This is a genomic window from Pseudoalteromonas sp. NBT06-2, assembly GCF_002276045.1.
In the GTDB taxonomy this organism is placed as follows: domain Bacteria; phylum Pseudomonadota; class Gammaproteobacteria; order Enterobacterales; family Alteromonadaceae; genus Pseudoalteromonas.
On sequence record NZ_NQMR01000015.1, the window covers coordinates 78,186 to 101,469 of the forward strand.

Genomic DNA, 23,284 nt, shown 5'->3' on the forward strand with positions numbered 1-23,284 from the left:
AAACTTTGTTTTATTATCCTTCAAACGATATAAATTTAATCTCAATTAAGATTTTCTTAACTATGAAAAATTTACCTCCTCTAAAATCACTTAATGTATTCTTAAGTGCGGCAAAAAACGAAAGTTTTAAAGCGGCTGCGGAGCAATTATACGTAACACAAGCGGCAGTGAGTCAACAAATTCGTTTATTAGAGGAACATTTAGGGTGCCAATTATTTGATAGAAATAGTAAACAAACTAAGTTAAATAAAAAAGGCCTTTTATTAATGCCCTATATTGAACAAGCATTTGAACAAATAAGCCATGGTGTTAATGCTGTTTCTTTAGAGCCAAATGCCAATGAATTACGTATAACGGCTTTGCATTCTGTTACTTCAACTTTACTTATTCCAAAAATAAGTGAGTTTCAAGAATTAAACCCACATTTAAGTGTACAGTTTTATCCTAATAATCGACTTGATAGTTTTGAAAATAATGATGTAGATATTGCAATTAGACGAGGGCTAGGTAATTACCCTGGACTTGAAAGTCGAAAGTTAATAGATGATTCTATTGTTATGGTAGTAAGCCCTTTAATTTTTAAGGATGATGAAGCTAATCCTTTAAATATATTTAAATTGCCACTATTAGAAGATATTAGTTCTGATATTCAAGAAGCCATTAATTCATGTTGCGAGCAATATAATATTCAAGCCAATAAGTTAACATCAAAACTTAAAACAACGGATTCGATGCCTATTATTCAAAGTGCAGTAGCAGGGCAAGGCATTGCTTTTGTTAGCAAGATATTAGTCGCCGAGTATATAAAAAATGGTCATTTAATCAACCCACTTAATTACGCTTTTAATAGCCCTCGTACTTTATATTTAGTTGCATTACCACATCACTTTAAATGGGACAAAGTAAAACAATTTGAAAAGTGGATCAAAAATGTATTGGTGACTTAGTTTATAAAATATTATCAATCAAAAGCTTCTGTTTTATCGTTAACTGTCCATATTTCGTGTGATTATTTACATTGATATAAGTAAAGCCCCGCCTATATCTGAAGTCCGTTTGTCTCATTATTAATTTGATGAATAATCGCGATTGCAAATATATAGGAAAATATCAGCGCTTATTGTATAAAATGATAAGCGCTTTTTGATTCATTTTCTTCTAATAGCAGGTATTAAATTTGAAAACTGTTCAGCTTGATAATAAAACCATTACACCCAATAAAATCATTTGTATCGGCAGAAACTATGTTGATCACATCGCTGAGCTTGGCAATGAGATACCAGATGAAATGGTGATATTTCTAAAGCCAAATTCAGCAATATCAGAGCAGTTAACGGCTTTTTATCAAGAAAAAATACATTATGAAGGTGAGTTGAGTTTTATTTATCAGCAAGGACGTTTTAGTGCAGTAGGCTTTGGCTTAGATTTAACTAAACGTGGGTTGCAAAGCAAACTAAAAGGTAAAGGGTTACCTTGGGAGCGCGCAAAAGCATTTAATGGTTCAGCAGTATTTAGTGATTTTGTATCTATTGATTGTATACCTTCAGATTTAACTTTAGAGCTTAAAATTGATAATGAATTAATGCAAGCTGGTGGCATTGAATTAATGATGTATAAACCAGATGATATTTTAAAAGAAATACAATCATTTATGGATTTACAAGATGGTGATATTGTTATGACCGGCACACCAAAAGGGGTCGGAGTGATTAAATCAGGAGCCAACTTTGAAGCTCGCGTATTACTAGATGAAATAGAGTTAGTAAGTAAGAGTTGGATGGCTGTTTAGCTCTATTAATAAAAGTCCTCACAGGCGTCATCTGTAAGTTATTTTATTGGAGGTCTAGTATTTTAAACCATGACTCAAGAGGTTAATAACTTCAATCAATAAATCTAGATACATACTCATATGTAGTTTTATTTAATCGTGCTTTTTCAGCATCGTTAATAAAGCTTGCTTGAATGGCGTTGTAGGTAAATTGTGCTATTTCTTTTAAATTCATTTCATGAGCCTGAGCAAGCGATAAAAAGTTACTTGTCATATAACCGCCAAAATATGCTGGGTCATCTGAGTTTATAGTAACACAAACGCCCATTCTTAATAATTCAACGATATTGTGTTGAGTCATATCGTTGAATACACATAACTTAACATTAGATAGCGGGCATACAGTTAATGGTATTTGTTGTGATATTAATTTATCGAGTAACGTTTTATCGTCTATACATCGCACACCATGATCGATTCGTGAAATGCTTAATAAGTTTAATGCATCACTTATATAACTAGCAGGACCTTCTTCACCTGCATGTGCAACGGTTAAGTAACCTTGCTTTATTGCTTGTTGAAATATCCGTTCGAATTTTTCAGGCGGATTACCTAATTCCGATGAATCTAAACCCACTGCAATTATTTTATCTTGATAAGGTTTTGCTTGCTCTAAGGTATTAAAAGCAGAATCTTCGTCTAAATGGCGTAAAAAGCTCATAATTAAATGGCTGCTAATATTGAGTTGTTGTTTGGCTTGTTTTAATGCTTTATCAATGCCATTTATCACTGTGTCAAAAGCAATACCACGATCGGTATGTGTTTGTGGATCAAAAAATATTTCCGTATGAATAACATTATCTTGCTTACAACGTAATAAATATTCCCATGTTAAATCAAAAAAATCTTGTTCATGGATAAGTACATTTGCACCTTGATAATAAATATCTAAAAAAGATTGTAAGCTATCAAACTTATACGCTTGAGCGACTTCTTCTGGGCTGTTGAAAGGAATATCAACATTGTTACGTTTAGCTAACTTAAACATCAGCTCAGGTTCTAAAGAGCCCTCAATATGAAGGTGTAACTCAACTTTTGGTAAACCAGAAATGAACACTTTATGCATAGGCAAGTACTCCGAGTAATTAAAGCTTACCTTTGAGTATATACCTAAATAATTTCAATTCGGCTACTTTAATGCAAAAACTTTGTTAAATACTTCATTAAGTAATTTAACCTTATTGATTTCTCTAGGAGATTTTTTAGTGACTAAAGATAAATTAAACTGATAAGTTAAAGAGCCAGGTTGGATTATTCGCATTAAACCCATGTTGAGTTCATGTTGAATATAACTTTGTGGCATATAGCCTATGTATCTGCCAGATAAAATCATTGATTTACGCATATCAAATTGATAAGCCTTAGCGGCGAGATTTAACTTGGTTAGTTGTTTTTTTCCTGACATATCTATATCAATACCCGGATGTATTGCATGGGCTGAAGCTAAATCATTATCTGTGATCTGTGTATCTACTTTATTAAAAAATGGATGCGAATGGGCGCAACATAAATAAATAGGCTCATGGCATAAAGGTGTATAATTTAAACCTTCAACTTGTTGATAATCAGGAAATATACCAATATGGGCTTTATCTTTTAGTAATGACTTTTCAATATTAGATATTGAATTCCCATCTAATACTAAATGCAGGTTGGGTGAACTATCGTGAATTTCTTGAATAACTTGTGCCATTTTTTGCTGTTTAGCATGATCTAGTTGATCGGCACATAAAATTACAAGTTCGCCACTGAGTTCTTTGCCTAAAGTACCAACTAATAACGAAAAATCATTTAAAGAATCAAATAAGCTGATTACGGCACGATATACCGCTTGGCCATCTTCTGTTAATGAAAAACCACCTCGGCCTCTTAAACAAAGCTTTAGTTTCATTCTAGACTCTAAGTTAGACATATGAACACTTATGGTTGATCGTGTAATACCTAAAGCAGTTTCTGCTGCGGCAAAACCACCATGCTCAACCACACATAAAAAAATGCGTAATAAACGTAAATCATATTCAGTAATTGGTTTTGGAATGATAGAAGATTTGTTCAAAATTCAGCTCTATGTTTTACAGCTATAAAACTTAAGGTTTAATGTTTTGTATTTAACATGAGTTGAGTTTGTTATTCAATAGATAAAATATTTTACATTGGAGATTAATGTGCGAAATTTACAAGATCATGGCTTACAAGATGAAAAGTTATTAAAAACTTTTTCTTATATCAATGGCAGTTGGCATAGTAGTGAAGGTGATTTTACTGTCATTAACCCCGCCAATGGTGAATTGGTAGCAACCGTCAATAATGCTGGTATTGTTGAAACTGAACTAGCAGTAAAAGCCGCAAAAAATGCGTTAAAAGCTTGGTCAGCTAAATCGGCAAATGAACGAGCGGGTTTATTAAGAAATTGGTTTAACTTGATGATGCAACATCAAGATGATCTTGGTCGCATATTAACTTTAGAGCAAGGTAAACCACTTGGCGAAGCAAAAGGTGAAATCGCATACGGTGCAGCATTTATTGAATGGTTTGCTGAAGAAGGTAAGCGTATTTATGGCGATGTGATCCCAAGCCCTTCAGGCGATAAACGTATCATTGTTATTAAACAACCAGTCGGTGTTGTGGCTTCTATCACGCCTTGGAATTTTCCTAATGCAATGATTGCTCGTAAAGCTGCAGCCGCCTTAGCTGCAGGTTGTACTTTTGTTGTTCGCCCAGCAACATTAACACCGCTATCAGCGCTTGCTATGGCTGAATTAGCTGAGCGTGCAGGCATACCTGCAGGTGTATTTAATGTTGTTGTTGGTGAAGACTCTCGTGGTATGGGTAAAGTTTTAACGCAGCATCCAGATATCGCTAAATTTACTTTTACAGGATCAACAGATGTAGGTAAAACACTTATAGGTCAATGTGCTAGCACAATTAAAAAAGTATCTATGGAATTAGGCGGTAATGCACCCTTTATTGTTTTTAATGATGCAGATATAGATGCCGCAGTTCAAGGAGCGTTGGTTTCTAAATACAGAAATGCAGGTCAAACCTGTGTATGTACTAATCGTATATTAGTGCAAAAAGAGGTGTTAGAAGCGTTCACCGAAAAATTTGCCACAGAAGTTGAAAAGCTTTCATTAGGAAATGGTTTAAACGAAGGGGTAAATATTGGCCCTATGATCTCTAAAAATGCAGTAAGTGATGTTGAAAAACTAGTAAATGATTCAATTGCAGTAGGTGCACAGTTAAAAATTGGTGGAAAAGCATTAGAGGCAGGCGAAAACTTTTATAAACCAACTATTTTAACCAATGTTACCAACGATATGCCTATCGCTAAAAATGAAATATTTGGCCCTGTATCACCTATTATTGCATTTGATAGCGAAGAGCAAGCAATACAATTGGCCAATGATACTGAATATGGTTTAGCTGCTTATTTTTACTCTCGAGATATTGGTCGTATTTGGCGTGTAGCAGAAGGTTTAGAGTACGGTATGGTAGGCATTAACGAAGGCATAATTTCAAATGCAGCAGCACCATTTGGTGGTGTTAAGCAATCGGGCAACGGCAGAGAAGGTTCTAAATATGGTTTAGATGATTATTTAGAAATTAAATACTTATGCATGGGTGGTCTTGATAATACCAATTCCGATAATTAAGTGATCACTCAGAGCTTATGATGCTTTATATCGCTTATTAATATACACGAATTGAATTTAGGTAAATAAAAATGACAAACGCAAATTTACAAGCAAGAAAAACAAAAGTGATCGCCCGTGGTCAAGGTAATGTATACCCTGTATATGTAGAGCGTGCTGAAAATTCAGAGCTTTGGGATGTTGAAGGAAAACGTTACATAGATTTTGGTACAGGTATCGCTGTATGTAATACGGGTCATAGCCATCCAAAAGTGGTGAGTGCGGTTAAAGAGCAACTAGATAAATTTAGCCATACCTGTGTGATGGTAAATCCGTATGAAGTAGCGGTTGAGCTTGCTGAAAAGTTAGTTGAAGCAGTGCCTGGAGAGTCTGATAAAAAAGTTATTTTTGTATCTACAGGTGCTGAAGCTGTTGAAAACTGTGTAAAAATAGCGCGCGCGCATACAGGCCGTCGTGGTGTAATTGCCTTTAATGGAGGTTTTCATGGTCGTACAAATTTAGCGATGGCTTTAACGGGTAAAATTACACCTTATAAGAACTTATTTGGTCCTTTCCCAGGTGATATTTTTCACGCACCTTTTCCGATTGAATGTCACGATATTACAGTTAAGCAATCATTAAAGGCGATTGAAAACTTATTTAAAGTAGATATTGCACCTTCTGATGTTGCCGCCATTATTGTTGAGCCAGTACAAGGTGAGGGGGGGTTCTATGCTGCGCCAACGGCGTTTTTACAAGCGCTACGAAAAATATGTAATGAACATGGTATCGTTTTAATTGCAGATGAAATTCAAACGGGCTTTGGCCGTACAGGTAAAATGTTTAGTTTTGAACATAGTGGTGTTGAAGCTGATTTAATGACGATGGCTAAAGGTATTGCTGGTGGATTTCCAATTGCTGCAGTTGTTGGTAAGAATGAAATAATGGATGCGCCATTACCGGGTGGTTTAGGCGGTACTTATGGTGGTTCTCCAGTTGCGTGTGCTGCCGCACTTGCTGTACTTGATGTAATTAAAGAAGAAAACCTTATTGAACGTTCTGTGCAAATAGGTGTTTTGTTTAATGAAAGATTATCAGTATTAAAATCACAATATCCTGACTTGATTTTAGATGTCAGAAATCAAGGATCAATGATTGCAATGGAGCTAATAGTTGATGGTGATTCAGAACAAGCTAATTCACAGTTAACACAAGCGATCATAGGCAAAGCCGCTGAATATGGTTTGGTGTTACTAGCGTGTGGGTTTTACGGTAATGTTATTCGCTTTTTACCAGCATTAACGATTAGTGATGAATTAGCTAATGAAGGGCTAGACTCTTTTGCAGATTTATTTTCAAGTTTAAATAATTAAGATATTAAAAACAATCTCTTATAGTTTTTACTGCATTTTGTAGCCAATACAGGTATCGATATTGGCTTTTTTATTTAAAAAATAGCGTATAGTTTGATTAAAAATAGTGTATTTAATAATTATTTATGAAATTTTTAATATTTTTAAACTAATTCTTTATTTTATAAGAAAATAAACTAGATTGCACTTTGTGTATAAAAAATAGGTAGTGTTTGCATTAAATGGATAAAGGGCTGTAAATGCGCAATAAAATTGATTATTTTAGACTTAGTTTATTTATATTAATTTTTATATTAATTTATGCCTTACATCAAAAATTTGATATTCCTACATTAGTTAGCTTTTTTATATTTGGTTCTGTGGTGACTTTTGCTTTTATGCTAGGACTTGAAAAAAATAGCTTAGAAAAAGATCAAATGACAGTTGAAGAAATTAAACGTGAGCAACGTAAGTTATTAATATTTAAAATTAGCTTAATAGTAAGTATGCTCGGTTTTATCACTATAGTGACGATTAAAGCATAACTTTTATGCTTTAATCTTTATGTACGATACAAAATTTTGATTACATGCCAGCCAAATTTAGTTTTAACTAAGTGAGGTGTTAAAATCTCTTTACTAAAAACAACTTTATCAAACGCAGGTACCATAGTACCTTTGGTAAACTCACCTAAACTACCACCAGCTTTTTTACCTGATGGACAAGTTGAATGCTTTTTAGCTAAAACATGAAACTTAGCACCTTTATTCAGCTGTTTGAGTATGTCTTCTGCTTGTTCTTTATGCTTCACTAAAATATGCAAAGCTGATGCTGTACGTGCCATGTTAACCTCATAAATATTTACGCTTAAATTATAACATGAGTAATTTTTAAAAGATTAACGGTATTTATATAAATGGTGAGAAATAGCATTAATTGTTAAATATATATGTTTAAAGTTGAGCTTTTTTTCTAAAAATGCTCAACTACCCACATTATTATTTTAAGAATAACAACAAGATATGCTTTTAGATATTTTAGGGATCCTCATTGCCTTTTGCTCTGTCATGCTGATGTTTAGTTTAGTGGTGACTGCATTTATTCAATTTTTACAAAATAACCTTAAATGGCGAACTGACCATTTAAAGTTAGGACTCACAGCGTTAGCTAATCATATAAATAAAATGAATAATAACTGGGTATCAAACGATACTTTAAATACTTCATTATTAGATTTAATGAGGCCAACGATTAAAGCCAATAGAAGAGGGTTGTTTTACCAATTATTTAGAAATTATGAACGCGGGCATATTAATGATGAAGAAATTAAAGCAGTATTTACTAACTTGCATCAACAAAGTAGTTGTAATACCAAGCCGGATTTAAATACATTATTAGAAGAAGTAGATAGATTTTTTGGAAGAATAGAAACTGAAATGAGTAGTCATTTTACTCGTAAAACTCATTTTTGGTCATTTATTATCGCTGGTTTTTTTGTTTTATTATTTCAACTAGATACGTTTTCTGTATTAAATAAAGTATCCCAAAATAAAGTTTATAGAGATAGTTTAGTTAATCAAGCACAGCAACAAATTGTAAAGTCTAATAGCCAATGTAGCGATTTAATTCAATTTACAGATATTCAATCTTGTTTAATGTCAGAACAAAGAAATGCTGCTTTGTATGGTTTTACGATATTACCTGAAGGAGAATCTCACTTTTATAAAATAGGTGAAACGCACAACCATAAATCGATATGGCAGTTACTTTCTTTTTGGATGGGGATGATAATTTCAACAATATTCATTTCACTCGGAGCACCATTTTGGTTTAACCGTATAAAAACTTTAGTTCAATTAAAAGATAAATTAAGTAAAGCGACGGTTAAATAAAGTGATTTAATGATAGAAATTTAAAAGCTTTTACATTGAATTATATAAGGAGGTTTTGGTTAACTTAAAAGTTAAAAATGTATCTTTAAGTTATAAAAATACGCGTTTGCATCGAGTTATCTAAAAAAAGTGAAGTTTTTATAAAAAAACTTCATGGCACCAAAAGCTGTAATAGGAACGTGAGGTGTTGTTTATGCGTCTCTAAAATATAATTATTTATGCTAATTTTTTTGTAATGTACTGTAAATAAATGATTAAATTTATTTTTGTTGCTTTATTTAAGAATTAAAACTTCGCGTTTTAAACCTATTGACGATGAAAAAATAAACTGGTTATTATTCACTCACACTAATATTTAGCTACATTTAGGAGATGAGGGTATGGCCAGTAAAAACGATAAAAAATGGCATGAAAGAACAGGTCTTAATAGGGCTATTTCGGTATGTTTATTATTACTGCTTGGTTTTTTTAATCCGGTATATGCAAATAATTGCACAGTAATGGATCAACCAGTTAATTTTACAGTAAATAATAATACAGGAACGTCAGTTGATTTATCTTGGGATCAAGTATCAGGGGCCAGCAGCTATGATATACAAAGTTATTTTAATGGCAGTTATAAACACGTATCTAGTAATACTAATCAAGCATCGATTAATAATTTAACTCAGGGATATTATTATTTTAATGTCACTGCAAAAAATTCTTGTGGTGAAGCTAGTACACCAAGTAGTTGGTTAGGTGTCACTATGACTGGCATTTCGCAATGTAGCGATCCTACAATGCCAACAGGTTTGATAGAAGCAAATCTAACAGGTAGCAGTTTTACAGTAAAATGGAATGCAGTTGAGGGCGCTGAAAGCTATCAATTACAACGTTGGGAAGATGCTATTGGCTGGAACCAAGTCACCACAACTTCCAATAATCAATATGACTTATCTAATTTAAGTATCGGGACTGAATACATAAGAGTTAATGCTAATAATGCATGTGGTAGTTCAGATTTTAGTGCTTACATTACAGTGCCGATAACGGGTGCTAATACCTGTCCAACAAGTTTAGCTAAACCTGAAGCTCCGGTAGTTAGCGATATAGATTCAAGCTCATTCTTTATAAATTGGCAAATAGTTCAAGACGCAGATAACTATGATATTCAATTATGGGTAAATGGCGAATGGTCAACTGTTGCCAATACAAGTGATTTATCTTATGAAGTAACGGGCTTAACACCTTTATCTGCCCAGTATGTACGTATTGTTGCAAAAGTCGGGTGTGATAATGCAATTAAAAGTGAAGGTAGTTGGGTCAAAGTTCAATTATTAGAACAAGACGTTTGCCCTGATAGCTTAGCCAAAGCATCGGGTTTAGTTGCAAGTAACGTAACTGAAACATCATTCACGCTTAACTGGAGTAAAGTGACTGATGCTGACAAATACCAAGTGCAATTGTGGGTTAATAGCGCATGGCAAACAATCGCGGCAACTGACAACCTTTCATATGAAGTAAACAACCTTTATTCTGCTTCCCTGCAATATGTTCGCATAATTTCAGTTGTTGACTGTGACGATAGTGTTATAAGTGAAAGTGAATGGCTAAGTGTAAATTTAGTGAGTTCATGTCCAAGTGAATTAACAGCGCCATTAAGCTTAAATTTAACAGCGATTAATGATGATGGATTTAACGCACAATGGTTAAGTGTTAATCAGGCAACGCATTATCAAATACAGTTAGCGACTAATGAGAGTTGGCAGGATTTAGGTCAACAATCTGGACTCAATAAAGCATTTAATGATTTGGCTTCGGGGACTTATCAAATAAAAGTAGCTGCTGTATGCGGCTCAAAAATCAGTGATTATAGTCCTGCAAAAAGCATTGAAATTACAGACGTTCAAATTTGTAATTTACCAGATGTTAATGGGGGCATTGATATTTCACGTTATGGTGATTCTTTTGATGATTTTTCGGTGAGTGGAAATATTTACGTGCAAGGTGGTGGTTTTAATCCTGCTAATTATTCAATGAAAGTAACGTGCCAAGGTGAATATGGTTTTGTTGAAAAAACAACAGATCATAACAATGATAATTACGTGCCTTTTAATTATAGTTATTCTCACTTTGGTAACCGCATTAGCAATGTTGAAACAATACAGTTTGAAATACAAAGCGGTGGTTACATGTCACGTAAAACTTTGAGCTGGAATTTAAACTTAGGTACTCAGCAATCTCCAGTACAACCTTATTGTAATAATATACACCTAGATAATGATAAAGATGGCATACCTGATTGTGCAGAAGAGTCTGGCAAAACATTCTTCGACATGCCTGTTTATGATTGGGGTGCACGTAAAGGCGTTACTGACGTATTTATTGAAGTAGACTATATGAGTAAAACAAGCTCAGGTGATCATGGCACTCAACCAAGACGAGAAGTGTTTGATAAAGTAAAAAGTGTATTTGCAGAGCATGGTTATAGCTTACATTTTGATACGGGTAACCTTTACGGTTACGGGCCTGAAAATTATAACTTAGGTGGTGGGCAAGCGGTTCAATATTCACCTTGGATAGGTTTATCTGATTGGCGTAATGAATACGCCGGTAACTATGCGGTACCGGGTATGAAAAATAATGATACTTACCCTGGGGTATTTAGTTATATGCCGGCATATTTTGATAATAAACCAGAACGTGCACGGTTATTTTATTATGCATTATTTGCAAGCTCACAAGCAGCTGGTGGAGAGGGCTCTTCTGGTCAAGCACCAGATTACTTCGATTACTATTTTTATGTTGCCTTAGGATCTCCTGCAGCTGCAACTAAAAGCCGTTGGTTTTTAAATGATGATAACGAAACTGAGTTAAATAGAATGATCAATAGTCAAGCATCGGTATTTATGCATGAACTAGGGCATGTATTAGGCTTAAGTCATGGTGGTTGGCCGGATGCTTATCCAAATTATGAAGCTAACTTTAAACCGAACTATACCAGTGTTATGAATTACGCTTACGCTTTAAGTGGTGTACCTTATACTGGCAATGGTCTTACTGAACATGAAATGATGTCAGATCGCCATTATGTATCAGTACGCAGAGAGTATAATGCAAACTGTATGTCACAACTTGAAGGGAAATATGGCGTTGGTGTATCGCGTCGTAATTTACCCGGTGGTTTAGAAACAGATTGGCGTGATTATAATTTAAACTATTCTTATGGTAACCATGCAAGCTTTACCGAGCAAAGCTATATCGAATCATATATTGAAGGTGGATTAGATTTAAATTGTGATGGTAGTATTAATAATTATGCCACGTCATTTAACTTCAACTATGACTATCATGCGCCAGATTATGTGACTGCAAGATATGACACTATGCGAGACTATGATGACTGGAGTAATATCTATTTATATTATCGCCATTTAAATTATTCACAAAATGGTAATTTTTTAATGGCACCTAATATCGCAGCTAAACATGCAATAGAACCTGCCGACGTGGTACAAGGTGCAATTTCTTCACCGAAAGTAGCTGTATCGGTACGTAATACGCCATCCAAGGTAATGAATAATCATAAAACGACAAGACCAATTGGTGTATTAGAAACACCTATACCTATGGTTGAAAGCAAACATTAAATCAAAAAGAAAAACCTTTGCTTAAGTGCTGAGGTTTTTCATTTGTAACTTTATTGACTTAGTATGAAGATACGTTTTATTTATATGAAAATAAGTTGTAGTAAAGCAAAAGCAGTCATGGCGTGGGCTAACCAACTTGTAGTGATATAAAAATGTTCAATTGTATATTCTGTTGTGTTCGTAATATGATTTAAAAATACCTGTAATCCGCTTATTTTTTTGAACTAGTGATAGGGCTTTGTTCTATTCACTTCCTACAATTAAAGTGAAAGGGGATATATACGCAATAGAAACACCTCCTGATTTTCTAGTTAACCAAACAATATACCCTCCATTATTATTTATAACGTTATTTGAATAAGTAAATGTTGGCTTGTTTTTTGCTTTATATCGCTGGTACTACACATTTATCAAATGAAACGACAATTTTCCGTTTCTTTAAACGCAATCGGAGTAACACATGAAATTAGTTGTAACCTTAGCAGTATCAGCAGCAATATTATTAACGAGTTCAGCTTCCATAGCTAATACAGGTGGTGGTGTAATTATAAAATCGCAAGGTAGTGGCGGTGGTGTAATTCTTAAGTCTAAAGGCTCTGGTGGTATTGTAATCACACCTAGCAACTCTGGTGGCGGTGTGATTATTAATAAAAAATAAGCCGAGAGAGATTTGTTTGAACAATTTTTAGCAATAAGATAGTATACATCCGAACAGACTGTATGGGAGGTATTTTGATAAATCTTATTGCTGATATATTTAACTCTACCATTCTAGAAGTAAATGAGTTTAAAAATTATTTTTCCCCAGCGGCATTTTTAGTCATTATTTTTACATTTCTTCACGTTTTGGCTTTAAGTGTCTCATCTATAAGATGTGCTTTTAAAAAAGAACGAATTTCCAGAACGGTTTTAATTGGAATAATTACATCTAAAGACTTAATTAGCAGCTTACTTTTTTTGCTTGTTTATCAACATATAGACAATAACCCACAGAATAAAACGTTCGCTCAAAATATTTATCTTGTGGCTGCGCTTCTTGGTATTGTATCTTGGTATATCGCTACTCATATATATGAAAAAATGCAGTATCAATATTGTCGCTTTTTTTATGTCGTGATTGGACTTAATTTGTTCTTAGCAGTTTTAAATTTTTTGTTATGGGTTAAGCTCGTCCCCCTAGATCTTGATAAGCAAGCACCAGCTTTACATAATCTTTATAGTACATTGAACAATTACACTATTATTGCGATAGCTACACTTATGCTTTGGCCTCCCGTTTTGCAGCTTAGGATATTTAACACCTTGAACCCTATAAATTTGTGGGATAAAACTGCGCGCCTTCCTCTAAAAATAATTAACTTTGCAAAAAACTATGGGAGAGGTTGATATGATTGAAGTCGTTTTTTTATTAATCGTAATCGCCTTGATTCCTGGTATTTATATTTATGGCAAAGCAAAATCTGAGAATATAAAAAATAATACTCCTCTATTCCATGAAAAATCAGGATTTCACGTTGAAGATATTTACAATGCCAACATCAAAGAAGAACCAAGTGAACATATAGAACGCAGTAAACTTTCTCTTGGTGAGTTACTGTATTCCTATAAAAAACCAGGCGATCCAAGCCCTGATTTTAAAAATGATGAAGGCGAATATCGAGTTCATACTATTATCGACCTGCCCTTATCTGAGAGTGAACTGAACAAAATAAGACAAGAATATAACAAGGCTTGCCCTAAAGATGAAAAATATACACCTGATGATTTGAAGATCATTAAAAATGCAATTAATAGATATGTAGAACACATGTTTTCGGATTGTAATTTATATAGAGCAGCACCTCGTTTAAAAAAGAATGATTTAATTGCAGCGCTCCCTTTAACAACGAAAGAGTTTAACTCTTGCCTTAAGAACGCAAATGAAACATATAGAGATATTTATCTTGCTGCTAGAATGGATGTTTCAGCTAAAAAACTGCCTTCTATAGAGTTAATAAAAGTACAGTTTATGGCTGGTTATAGTGATGCTGAATCATTTAGAAATGCATTTAAAGCTAGACATAAAAGAACACCTTCTGAATACAAAGAATTTATTAAGAGCAATAAGAATCACATTGAAGTATTAAGTTCGGGTAAGGATTTATCAGTCCAACTATTTAATTGATATGTTATTTGTTGAGTGTCTCCTGTTCCTTTATAAAACACAGAACACCTTTATTCCAAATTAATTAAGTGTATGATCTATTTAAAATGATCTAAATATATAATTGTGATGTAACTTTCAATTTTAATAACCATAGCTAAAGCAAACGTCTGTATTTTTGTTCACTAACTTAATAGGTTTTTTATTAAACCCGTTAATACTTCATTTTTAGCCTCATCTTTTTTAATACAATAAAATACAACGTAAATGCACGCTTACTATTTTTGTTTGATAATTGTACATAAAGGGCATTGAAACCCTGCACTATCACAAAATACAACAAAAATAGATGAATAAAACCCTGTTGCTGAGTTGTTAAAATAAAACCCTGTGTTATTGAATTTAATTACCGCTATTTTTTGCTTAATTTGATAGATAAAATTTGTTTTGTTCAGTTATGTCTGATCCATCACCTAAACAAAAAAGGAGGCTAAATGTTAGAGTTGAAAGAAATAGAAATATCAGAAATACAATCAATTAGTAATACAGGTGATAATCCTCAAGTAAGATGTCAACGTTGTAATTGCATTGAGCAAGCAAAATCAAAAGACATTTTAATAACAGAATCAACTTGGTTAAAAGCCGCAACATGTGGAGGCTGGCGACACGTTACTACAGATAATGCGACATATAGCATGGTATGTTCTACATGTATTGTTGAGTTGTATGAAGTGCAGCACAAATCACTTAGTTAAATGTTAATAAAGTAAATATATGTTTTAATCTATTATACTAAAGCTCCCTAAAGCTAAAAAATACTTTTTTAATTATATAGATGAAAACTAACTACTGATAAATTGTTATTGATGTTTTTTATCAGTTGTTTTATGAAAAGTTTTTAATTCCATTAGTAATGTCAATTATTGCAGTATTTTTAAGTGCTTTTTTACTATAAATAAACTAAGTTGGCGGACAAAAAAATAGATGTTACTGAGGATCTTTGGTCTATTTTTTAACTTATCTCAGTCTCTATAGGTAATGATAAAATAATAAGAAAAGAGAATGGGGATTACATATTAAGTCCAGAGAATGCTGAAAATTTTGTTCATGAAATGAATAAAGTTTTCAGCTCAAAATATGGGTTATATTTCCCTAGAAATTTCAGAGCGATCTATCATAGTTTTCGAGACTTTATAATTGAAGAATTGATGAGTCAGAAAGTTAATATTAATAAAGAATTAGTAAAAAAATTGAAGAAAAGCGTAAAGAACTTCGTTTGGAAATAAGGTCGATTATTGGCAATAGAGATTTATTAGTGGCAAAGGAAATAAACTCCAAGTGAGGGCTTGTGTCATTACTATTGTCTCCATTGTTTAATTAAATAACAAACGTAGTGATGAGCTTAGCATTGCTGATGGCCTTTTAGGTGATGACACCTAGCAAGTAGATGCAATTGAAGGATTGATACTTATTAAATCAACTTTGGGAAATACAACCGGTTAAACCTTATAATTAATAAGCCATCGCATTGATAATAAAAAATGGGTTGTCATATTCTTTTAAATATCAGTGAACTATTTTGTTCTGTTTTTCGTATTACTATTAGACACAAAATAAGGATACGAAAATGGATAAAGAAGTACAGTTACGTTTAGGTGAGAAAGTAATGTCAAAAGCACCTATGGTTAAATTAAGTAATGGTGAGTTTTGTATACCTCAGCATTATTTAACTTATCATCACACATTACAAAGTGTTGAAGCGCTAATTTGTGCTATTGAATATGATCCCCGTTATGTTGTATTTGCAGCGCAAGATGGTGAGTGTATTTATATACAAGTAGGGGTTGTTGGCCATGACAATTACAAAAAGCATTCAAGCGCTAATGAATTAAAGCTGTTACTTGGTCGTAAATGGCGTGTAGAACCAGAGTTACCTACATCTGAAATCATACAAAGCGTTTTTTTAGCGATAAAAAAATCTCGAGAGCACGAAGTAAGAGAGCTATTTAAACTTAAGGTTAATAACAGTGTTACTACGCCATTTAATACACATATAGATTTACCGTTAATGGCACAGTTTTATGAAAATAAGCAATTTCAACAATCACAAACCAGAGTAAGCCCACAACAGCAGATAAATCATGTATTGAGCTGTATCAATTACGATAACTGCATCTTAACCCTTAAAGATGTTGAGCAACGTAAAAACGGTTTATGGTTAATTGATGTAGGTATTGAATGTAATGATTTAAGCACTTTACCTGAAATCAAAAATAAAACGCTGTTTTTACAAACCAAAGATTTGACTTTAAATACATTAAGTCGCGCTTTAATGAATGAACTTGTTTTTTTAAGTGACTTACATGTTGACCAAAACTTTAGTTATCAGGGGTTTCATCGTTGTGATCCTGCTATAGATATTGCAGAGATTGCAGATTTATCTCAACAAACAAGAAAGCATGAATTGGCGGCACAATTTGCCAGTGAATTTAGCAAAAGTAATTATGAAACTGACCAGATGCGAATACCGCCAGTTAAACCTGGTCCGTTGGCAAAAAAGCACCAAAAGGTAATAGAACAATTTCACTTATTATCATAATGATATTAACTTTATGAGATATCAGTCACTAATGGATTTAATTTAGCAGCATCTTCTAAATGTGTTGGTGCAAAGTGACTATATTTCATTGTATCGATAATGCTTGAATGTCCTAATATTTGTTGAAGTACTAGGATATTAACGCCTTTTTGCATGAAGTGACTCGTAAAAATATGGCGTAAAACATGACTCATTTGTCCATCTGGTAATTCTAGCTCCGCTCTTATCGTAGCTTTTCTAAAAGCATTCCAACAACTAGAAAAATAACCCCCCCTTTAGTTTTAGGTATTTCGTCATACAGTTATTTTGAAATAGGTACTGTACGAACTTTGTTGCCTTTAGTTCTTACAAAGCGCAATCTGTGTGGGGTAACTTGTTCAGCACGTAAACTTTCAGTTTCACCCCAACGACAACCTGTAGATAAACAAATTTTAGATACTATATACCCAAACCACTTCAAGATGCAGGATTCAGTTGGAATTAGAAATGCTTTAGGCAAGGCATTGATTGAAGAACATGGTTATTCCCTTTTCAAAATCAATAACGCTGTATAAAGTATTTATAAATCAACCTTACAGGGACTTCTGAGCAAATCATGCTCGTTGTTTCATCTTTTTTTAAGGGAGTAACCATTAATGCAAAGATGCGCCTAGATCATGAATTTCTCAGCAGTCCTGAACCTCACATCTTGAAGTGGCTTGGGTATATTAGTGCATCTGGATTTCGGATTTTTCCTAGTTCTTCTAGTAAAACAGAAATTTCGTCCGGTGTTAAAAACCCCATATCTGGACGTATGTATTTTAATTGCCTTAAACCATGAATTGGGTTTTCTGACCATTGCTCCATACGTACCAATTTATTAAACATGGCGTTTAAATAGGTATGTTCATTATTAATGTTTTTTGCTTTTACTTTTTCTAATCTGGCTTTGCGGTAATCTGTGAAAATAGCACGATTGAAGTTTTTAGCTAATGGGTCGCCACATACCTCGGCTATTGCTTTAAGTGTTTTTTGTGAACGTGCATCACCCGTTAAACTTTGGGCATGTAATTCATACCACATATCTACTAGGTCAGATAATCGGGTTTTATCTTGTTTTGGATTCCAAGGGGTATTGTTATATTGCTCTAGGGTATAAGTTTCAAAACGTGTGGCTTCATTTTTGGTCCCAAAGGTTTTACGAATACGTTTACCAGTACGGCCATTAGGATACATTTCTAGTAAATACTTATCGTTAGATTGTTTTTTAATACTCATACTTAAATCTCTCAGCAATATTTACTAGATATATATTTGAGGATTTACATTCTTGGAACGGACCAAACCACATGACCAATTAACCCATAATCGCCTAATAGGGGGGATCGGGACTCAAATATTAGATACTGATACTGATACTGATATTTTTATTTAATATAATTAGCTTTATTGACTTAATGATGAAGAAATAAAGGATTATTAAATGGAGAAAGGAGAGTTAAAGTCTTGGAATGATTCTCGAGGATTTGGTTTCGTAAAATCAGAGACATTAATGAGTGATGTTTTTATTCATATATCATCATTAAAAGCTATGAGTCGAAAGCCAAGAGTCGGAGACTTCATATATTTTGATGTTCAAAAACAAGCCGATGGTAAGAGTCGAGCTATAAATTGCATGATCGAAGGTGTTTTAGCTTTAGAGCCACAAATGGCTCAGAATAGAGTTGAACCTAAAGGCACTTTGATCAGTAACCTATTCTCATTAGTAGTTTTCGTTGGTATAGCTCATTTTGTTTATAATTATGTAAATGACGATAGTGTTGATACTGTAATTATTAATGAATTTGAATCTTCAGAACCTGTAGTTCACAAGAGAGTATTTAAACAAACTACTCATGCAAAAGCTACAGCAGAGGCTGAACTAATATTTCCTGAACCTTTAGTTTACAATGTCAAAGCTATAAATGAGCCTAAACTTAGATTTCCTGAAAAACCTAGATTTAAATGTGATGGTAGACAACATTGTAGTCAGATGAGATCAAGAGCTGAAGCTAACTTTTTCACAGCTAACTGCCCTGATATAAAAATGGATGGAGATCATGATGGTATACCTTGTGAAAATGACTCTCGATTTTAAACTGTAAAATTAGCCATGATATTTCTGATTTAAAGAGGCGTTTTGCTTTATTTGTCTTCAGTACAAGCAACGAAATTAGACCGATTTCTTTTGGTATTCTTGCACTCTTTTATCGGTTTGTAATATTTACTCCAAGCCTTCGGTCTTTGTGGGAAGCTAGTTTGTTGTTTATATCTTTGCCTTTTTATTGAATTCCCCGCACACCAAATACTAAATCTAAGTGTTCTATTCGCTCTTTTGGTACTGGTACTGCTCGATATTGCTGTTGTTTGATTCTATCTTGTTGATCATACTTTCGTTTTTTAAGTGTTCTAAAAGTGATTTCACGATCATTAACAGCGATACGGCTAAAATCTAGCTCTAGCGCTTCACTTGATCGGCATCCTGTGTAATGTAATACATGGCAAAAAATGCGGTTGATAGGTTTTTCTTGATGCGCTGCCCCTAAAAATCTGGCGCGTTCGTTAGCTGTTAAATATAGCCGATCACCTTTAGGGCTAAACAATCTCATTTCAGGTGCAATAAAATCATCATCCATAGCGAGCAAAAGATATATAAAAATATAGTAATAAACACTAAAAAACCCAGTTTTCAAGCTGGGTTTTTAAATTTAATGCATCACTTTGGGGTATATTGTGCGGCTGTTTATTATGAAAGTATCGCCCATTCAAACTTTATATCCATCAAATAAAATAAAGAAATAAGAGCTAATAAACTAGGGACTAATATATCCCACCCCCAAACTTTACATACATCAAGTAGCCTGCAGTTTTTATATGTTTTTTGATACTTATGAATTAAAAGGGCATCATTTTTAATGGCTTCATGTAGCCTATCTTTCCCGCTTGAAACAAGCTTATCTGATATTTCTTTTGCTATCTGTGAAACTTGAGATTCACACAAAACTACATCAATTGGTGCTTTAATCTCTTTATTAGCGGGTATTTTAATGTTTATATTAGTTAAAAAGTTACCGCTTTCGAATCGCTCTTTTACAGTCCATGCCGACAGGCTAATGCACATGTCAGTATATTTCCCTGCAAAGTCATTGAGGTACATTTTATCTGTTTTTTCAGATAGTTCAGGTAGCATCGTCTTAAAATAATCATCTACTTGTTCAGCTAATGCTTTTGGTAGGCTTAACTTCCATGCGTTGTATTCGTTCAAAATATTTATAATGAAAGATAAGGATTTAAAAAAAATGACCCATAAAAATATAGTACTTAACATATCAAAGGTAATTCCTTTAACTTTAAGACCAGCTAAAGAAATATCCAATAATTGGATATTATAGTATGAGAGAAGAATACCTATAAAACTAAAAAGTAATAAGCTTTTTCTAATGTTTAATGCCGAATCTGAAAGCAGAAAGTACGGCACTTCTTTTATACCAACAGCTGTTTTTTTATTTGATACCAAAGTCATATTAAATGCTTCTTATAAATTTTATAGGCGTATTTTAAATTGAATAGAGGTTAAATTATACTCCCTACTTTTACTATTAACCGAGCAGACATTAGTTATTTTGATGCGGATAGCCGCATCAGTCTGGGGGTATTTTGTGCGGCTGCTTAATATTGACCTAAGCTCGGGCTTGTTCAACACCCAGATAAGGTGACGGCTACGCGACACCTATCCTTATTTGTTAGGTGTTTCAACAATTAGAGCAAAGAGTTAACACAGGCTTTGTGAACTGTCTCTTGAAACTCTCGAACCGTTACTTTGTCTTTAATTTTTGGCTCAAACTCTTCTTCATCAAAATAAACTACCGGATCGACTACATCTTCGTCTTTAAGCTCAAGCCCTATAGTTTCTTCCATATTAACAACTACAGTTATGAGGTCTAAAACATCAGTATCAAAGTTTTGAGCATAGAATGTCTTATCAATAGCAATTTCATCCACGCGAACATCGAGGGTCTTAGCCATTGCATCTAATACTTTATGGTCTACTGCATCACAAATATTCGCCCAAACGAAGTTTGAGTACGTAATTGCTAACACTGAATACAACACAAGTTTGAGATATTTCATGTTTTCCTCTTTGATACCAACGCCTCAAGCAGGGGCGCAGCTTTGCTGCGTCCCTTGGCTTGAATTGTTATATTTGTTGTACGCTACTTTCTTAGTGGCATATACAATCATGGCCTTATCGTAAATGGCGTTTAATTTAGCTTCGATTTTCTCAAAGTATTCCTGAAGATCAGTTTGATAATCAAGCATGAACTCTGAAGTTAAATTATCCAATGTTTCCTCTTTAATTAGTGCCTTACGCCCATCAATCCTGCTTAAGTGCTCAGCTTGATGAACCACACCGAGCATATCAAGGTTCTCTTCAGTGTATCTATCATGGTGGATAATTGTATTGCGGATGTTTCGATACTCATTGCATGTTTTATTCAAACTTTTTAGTGTGCTATCCAGACCGTATTTTTTAACATTATCATTTGTCACTATTAGGCCATGGTTAATACTTTCGTTACTAATTCCAAGCTCTAAAAGTCTATTAACAAATATCAGAACCCGATCATAAATAGACTGTACTCTGATAATTGAATTCTCAATGAAAAGTTCAATATATTCGCTCTTGGCATGCTGCTCAGACTCAATTTTCAAAATATAATCATAATCTAAAAGTTGAATCGATAATTTCGATTTATCAATCGATGTAGAAAGTGACGAATAGGCTTTGGAACAAGAAAGAAGATAATAATCTAGGTCGCTTTCAGTCTTCACAGACAACTTGGAGTCAACAACCTCTAGATTTCTTCTTATAGGGTTATCTTCATCAAGAAGGATCATATTATTGATTAAGTGCATTAAACTTCCTTGAAAATATAACAGCTTAATAGGCGGATTTATACCATATTTAAACACGTACTTTTCCGCTTATCATGATTTTTAATTTCAATAAAATACTCTTCTTTTCTAATTTTATCAAAGACTTTGATAAATATTGTTAGATTTCTTGTTGCGTGATAGACGGAATTATTCCGTCTATCAAAGACACATTTACAATCTTGCATTCAATGGTGGGGGTTTTCTTAATTTTATATTTTGCTCGGCAAAAGCGAGCAGACTTAGTTATTTTGATGCTATTTATTAAATTTATTAACGAAAAATACCTCTCAACTTCACAAAATGCACATAACTAACACACAAATCAATAGTATAAAGTATATACCCATACTGTTGATCCGAAGCAGCATAGGTACAGTTAAGCAATTACCAGATCAAAGCCCCAGTTCAGCCCGGGGGCTTTTCTTAATTTTATATTTTGCTCGGCCAAACCGAGCAGACATTAGTTATTTTGATGCGGATAGCCGCATCAGTCTGGGGGTATTCTGTTAACTTAAATTTATTAAGCCTAAATTAACTTTTTTATTGTATTCTTTATCTCTTATGCAGAATACAAATTCAGCACTATCGAAAAAATTAATGATAATGATAATGTCAGTATTTTTCATATCCAAAAAAGTAAAATTAACAGTGCCAGCATTCACACTTAACCACTCTGCGCTTTGAAGCTTCTCTTCAATTTCAATCTTATGTTTTTCATAAATAAAAGGTGTTGGAACAGGTGAAATAGAGTTGTTTTTTATCAGAACCTCATTGTATTTATCGAAATAAAATCCCTTCGCACATTTCTCAGCAGATTCTAAAACAATATCAGTGTAATCTCTTGCATTCCAATGACTAATTAAGTGACCATGATCTTTTGTTAATGTTGAGTTGTTAACAATATCTCGATTTAGCTTATTATTATTATTTAATGTCTTATTAACACTATAAAATAATTCATTGCTATGCTCATGGTTAGCAATTAAACCTATGAATACTTTAAAAATCTCATCACTCTTAGAAGAACCATTATTACAATCAGAGCAAGCTTTAACGGTATTAAAGTTAATACTGTCCCTTATTTTCTTAGGGTATAAAGATCTTTGGGGTAAGTGTTCATTTGTAGCTTTATTTATAACTTTAGCGCATAAAGTACATTCAATAGTTCTCATATTTCGCCTTGTAAAATGAAGTGCAATATAATTTTAATTATATAAAAATATAAATAAGCGAGCAGACTTAGTTATTTT

24 protein-coding genes are annotated in these 23,284 nt (G+C 33.4%); 13 read left to right on the plus strand and 11 right to left on the minus strand.

The window, feature by feature from the left end; translation table 11 throughout:
• Window positions 1-62 precede the first annotated feature (62 nt).
• Together CJF42_RS05050 and CJF42_RS05055 are read left to right on the plus strand one after the other, a co-directional pair.
• Window positions 63-947, plus strand: a complete 885-nt coding sequence (locus tag CJF42_RS05050; RefSeq protein WP_095365633.1) for a LysR substrate-binding domain-containing protein — start codon at window positions 63-65, stop codon at window positions 945-947.
• A 230-nt stretch (window positions 948-1,177) separates the two neighbouring features.
• Complete coding sequence (locus CJF42_RS05055) at window positions 1,178-1,789, plus strand: fumarylacetoacetate hydrolase family protein (RefSeq protein WP_095365634.1); 612 nt, start codon at window positions 1,178-1,180, stop codon at window positions 1,787-1,789.
• 91 nt (window positions 1,790-1,880) lie between these two features.
• On the opposite strand, the gene CJF42_RS05060 is transcribed toward CJF42_RS05055, so the two are convergent.
• A complete protein-coding gene (locus CJF42_RS05060) occupies window positions 1,881-2,894 on the minus strand; it encodes an adenosine deaminase (protein WP_095365635.1) in 1,014 nt (337 codons plus the stop codon).
• A gap of 63 nt (window positions 2,895-2,957) precedes the next feature.
• Window positions 2,958-3,884 carry a LysR family transcriptional regulator gene (locus CJF42_RS05065; protein ID WP_095365636.1) on the minus strand — a complete coding sequence of 309 codons (927 nt, stop codon included), beginning with the start codon at window positions 3,882-3,884 and terminating at the stop codon, window positions 2,958-2,960.
• A gap of 109 nt (window positions 3,885-3,993) precedes the next feature.
• On the opposite strand from CJF42_RS05065, the gene CJF42_RS05070 reads away from it, so the two are divergent.
• From CJF42_RS05070 to CJF42_RS05080, 3 genes are all read left to right on the plus strand, one after another.
• Window positions 3,994-5,481, plus strand: a complete 1,488-nt coding sequence (locus tag CJF42_RS05070) for an NAD-dependent succinate-semialdehyde dehydrogenase (protein WP_095365637.1) — start codon at window positions 3,994-3,996, stop codon at window positions 5,479-5,481.
• A 71-nt stretch (window positions 5,482-5,552) separates the two neighbouring features.
• Complete coding sequence (gene gabT, locus CJF42_RS05075) at window positions 5,553-6,833, plus strand: 4-aminobutyrate--2-oxoglutarate transaminase (RefSeq protein WP_095365638.1); 1,281 nt, start codon at window positions 5,553-5,555, stop codon at window positions 6,831-6,833.
• Window positions 6,834-7,072: 239 nt separating this feature from the next.
• Window positions 7,073-7,357, plus strand: a complete 285-nt coding sequence (locus CJF42_RS05080) for a hypothetical protein (protein ID WP_095365639.1) — start codon at window positions 7,073-7,075, stop codon at window positions 7,355-7,357.
• A gap of 17 nt (window positions 7,358-7,374) precedes the next feature.
• Here CJF42_RS05080 and CJF42_RS05085 read toward each other — a convergent pair whose 3' ends face one another.
• Window positions 7,375-7,656 carry a peptidylprolyl isomerase gene (locus CJF42_RS05085; protein ID WP_095365640.1) on the minus strand — a complete coding sequence of 94 codons (282 nt, stop codon included), beginning with the start codon at window positions 7,654-7,656 and terminating at the stop codon, window positions 7,375-7,377.
• Window positions 7,657-7,834: 178 nt separating this feature from the next.
• On the opposite strand from CJF42_RS05085, the gene CJF42_RS05090 reads away from it, so the two are divergent.
• The 7 genes from CJF42_RS05090 (at window position 7,835) to CJF42_RS05120 (ending at window position 17,078) form a co-directional block, all read left to right on the plus strand.
• Entirely contained in the window at window positions 7,835-8,704 is an 870-nt protein-coding gene (locus tag CJF42_RS05090) for a hypothetical protein (RefSeq protein ID WP_095365641.1), read from the plus strand.
• A 380-nt stretch (window positions 8,705-9,084) separates the two neighbouring features.
• Entirely contained in the window at window positions 9,085-12,336 is a 3,252-nt protein-coding gene (locus CJF42_RS05095) for a fibronectin type III domain-containing protein (protein WP_095365642.1), read from the plus strand.
• Window positions 12,337-12,796: 460 nt separating this feature from the next.
• Window positions 12,797-12,994: a hypothetical protein gene (locus CJF42_RS05100; RefSeq protein WP_095365643.1), complete on the plus strand. Its 198-nt coding sequence runs from the start codon at window positions 12,797-12,799 to the stop codon at window positions 12,992-12,994.
• Window positions 12,995-13,068: 74 nt separating this feature from the next.
• Entirely contained in the window at window positions 13,069-13,722 is a 654-nt protein-coding gene (locus CJF42_RS05105; RefSeq protein ID WP_141235480.1) for a hypothetical protein, read from the plus strand.
• Between the two features lies 1 nt (window position 13,723).
• Entirely contained in the window at window positions 13,724-14,500 is a 777-nt protein-coding gene (locus CJF42_RS05110; RefSeq protein ID WP_095365645.1) for a helix-turn-helix domain-containing protein, read from the plus strand.
• Between the two features lie 473 nt (window positions 14,501-14,973).
• Entirely contained in the window at window positions 14,974-15,234 is a 261-nt protein-coding gene (locus CJF42_RS05115) for a hypothetical protein (RefSeq protein ID WP_095365646.1), read from the plus strand.
• An 872-nt stretch (window positions 15,235-16,106) separates the two neighbouring features.
• A complete protein-coding gene (locus CJF42_RS05120) occupies window positions 16,107-17,078 on the plus strand; it encodes a hypothetical protein (RefSeq protein ID WP_095365647.1) in 972 nt (323 codons plus the stop codon).
• 11 nt (window positions 17,079-17,089) lie between these two features.
• Here the strand turns inward: CJF42_RS05120 and CJF42_RS28440 are convergent, their stop codons facing one another.
• The 3 genes from CJF42_RS28440 to CJF42_RS05130 all read right to left on the minus strand — a co-directional run bounded on the left by CJF42_RS28440 (window position 17,090) and on the right by CJF42_RS05130 (window position 18,335).
• The gene (locus CJF42_RS28440; protein ID WP_252097531.1) at window positions 17,090-17,305 is read right to left on the minus strand and encodes a tyrosine-type recombinase/integrase; all 216 of its coding nucleotides are present in this window, start codon (window positions 17,303-17,305) and stop codon (window positions 17,090-17,092) included.
• A 74-nt stretch (window positions 17,306-17,379) separates the two neighbouring features.
• Complete coding sequence (locus CJF42_RS28445; RefSeq protein ID WP_252097526.1) at window positions 17,380-17,577, minus strand: hypothetical protein; 198 nt, start codon at window positions 17,575-17,577, stop codon at window positions 17,380-17,382.
• A 182-nt stretch (window positions 17,578-17,759) separates the two neighbouring features.
• Window positions 17,760-18,335, minus strand: coding sequence for a phage integrase (locus CJF42_RS05130; protein WP_095365648.1), 576 nt, complete (start codon window positions 18,333-18,335; stop codon window positions 17,760-17,762).
• A 205-nt stretch (window positions 18,336-18,540) separates the two neighbouring features.
• Between CJF42_RS05130 and CJF42_RS05135 the strand changes: the two genes are divergently transcribed.
• On the plus strand, window positions 18,541-19,194 hold the full coding sequence (locus CJF42_RS05135) for an excalibur calcium-binding domain-containing protein (RefSeq protein ID WP_095365649.1): 654 nt from the start codon (window positions 18,541-18,543) through the stop codon (window positions 19,192-19,194).
• A gap of 184 nt (window positions 19,195-19,378) precedes the next feature.
• Here the strand turns inward: CJF42_RS05135 and CJF42_RS05140 are convergent, their stop codons facing one another.
• From CJF42_RS05140 to CJF42_RS05160, 5 genes are all read right to left on the minus strand, one after another.
• Window positions 19,379-19,789, minus strand: coding sequence for a site-specific integrase (locus tag CJF42_RS05140; RefSeq protein ID WP_252097527.1), 411 nt, complete (start codon window positions 19,787-19,789; stop codon window positions 19,379-19,381).
• A gap of 53 nt (window positions 19,790-19,842) precedes the next feature.
• Window positions 19,843-20,619, minus strand: a complete 777-nt coding sequence (locus CJF42_RS05145; RefSeq protein WP_095365651.1) for a hypothetical protein — start codon at window positions 20,617-20,619, stop codon at window positions 19,843-19,845.
• Window positions 20,620-20,855: 236 nt separating this feature from the next.
• Window positions 20,856-21,227 carry a phosphopantetheine-binding protein gene (locus tag CJF42_RS05150; RefSeq protein WP_095365652.1) on the minus strand — a complete coding sequence of 124 codons (372 nt, stop codon included), beginning with the start codon at window positions 21,225-21,227 and terminating at the stop codon, window positions 20,856-20,858.
• Between the two features lie 24 nt (window positions 21,228-21,251).
• On the minus strand, window positions 21,252-22,013 hold the full coding sequence (locus tag CJF42_RS05155) for a Cthe_2314 family HEPN domain-containing protein (RefSeq protein WP_095365653.1): 762 nt from the start codon (window positions 22,011-22,013) through the stop codon (window positions 21,252-21,254).
• Between the two features lie 527 nt (window positions 22,014-22,540).
• Window positions 22,541-23,206 carry a hypothetical protein gene (locus CJF42_RS05160; protein WP_095365654.1) on the minus strand — a complete coding sequence of 222 codons (666 nt, stop codon included), beginning with the start codon at window positions 23,204-23,206 and terminating at the stop codon, window positions 22,541-22,543.
• Between the last annotated feature and the right edge of the window lie 78 nt (window positions 23,207-23,284).

What these genes read in the sequence shown, in the direction of transcription:
- CJF42_RS05050 (WP_095365633.1), top strand. Translation starts at nt 63, where the DNA reads ATGAAAAATTTACCTCCTCTAAAATCACTTAATGTATTCTTAAGTGCG.
- CJF42_RS05060 (WP_095365635.1), bottom strand. Translation starts at nt 2,894, where the DNA reads ATGCATAAAGTGTTCATTTCTGGTTTACCAAAAGTTGAGTTACACCTT.
- gabT (WP_095365638.1), top strand. Translation starts at nt 5,553, where the DNA reads ATGACAAACGCAAATTTACAAGCAAGAAAAACAAAAGTGATCGCCCGT.
- CJF42_RS05080 (WP_095365639.1), top strand. Translation starts at nt 7,073, where the DNA reads ATGCGCAATAAAATTGATTATTTTAGACTTAGTTTATTTATATTAATT.
- CJF42_RS05085 (WP_095365640.1), bottom strand. Translation starts at nt 7,656, where the DNA reads ATGGCACGTACAGCATCAGCTTTGCATATTTTAGTGAAGCATAAAGAA.
- CJF42_RS05090 (WP_095365641.1), top strand. Translation starts at nt 7,835, where the DNA reads ATGCTTTTAGATATTTTAGGGATCCTCATTGCCTTTTGCTCTGTCATG.
- CJF42_RS05095 (WP_095365642.1), top strand. Translation starts at nt 9,085, where the DNA reads ATGGCCAGTAAAAACGATAAAAAATGGCATGAAAGAACAGGTCTTAAT.
- CJF42_RS05100 (WP_095365643.1), top strand. Translation starts at nt 12,797, where the DNA reads ATGAAATTAGTTGTAACCTTAGCAGTATCAGCAGCAATATTATTAACG.
- CJF42_RS05110 (WP_095365645.1), top strand. Translation starts at nt 13,724, where the DNA reads ATGATTGAAGTCGTTTTTTTATTAATCGTAATCGCCTTGATTCCTGGT.
- CJF42_RS05115 (WP_095365646.1), top strand. Translation starts at nt 14,974, where the DNA reads ATGTTAGAGTTGAAAGAAATAGAAATATCAGAAATACAATCAATTAGT.
- CJF42_RS05120 (WP_095365647.1), top strand. Translation starts at nt 16,107, where the DNA reads ATGGATAAAGAAGTACAGTTACGTTTAGGTGAGAAAGTAATGTCAAAA.
- CJF42_RS05130 (WP_095365648.1), bottom strand. Translation starts at nt 18,335, where the DNA reads ATGAGTATTAAAAAACAATCTAACGATAAGTATTTACTAGAAATGTAT.
- CJF42_RS05135 (WP_095365649.1), top strand. Translation starts at nt 18,541, where the DNA reads ATGGAGAAAGGAGAGTTAAAGTCTTGGAATGATTCTCGAGGATTTGGT.
- CJF42_RS05145 (WP_095365651.1), bottom strand. Translation starts at nt 20,619, where the DNA reads ATGACTTTGGTATCAAATAAAAAAACAGCTGTTGGTATAAAAGAAGTG.
- CJF42_RS05150 (WP_095365652.1), bottom strand. Translation starts at nt 21,227, where the DNA reads ATGAAATATCTCAAACTTGTGTTGTATTCAGTGTTAGCAATTACGTAC.
- CJF42_RS05155 (WP_095365653.1), bottom strand. Translation starts at nt 22,013, where the DNA reads ATGCACTTAATCAATAATATGATCCTTCTTGATGAAGATAACCCTATA.
- CJF42_RS05160 (WP_095365654.1), bottom strand. Translation starts at nt 23,206, where the DNA reads ATGAGAACTATTGAATGTACTTTATGCGCTAAAGTTATAAATAAAGCT.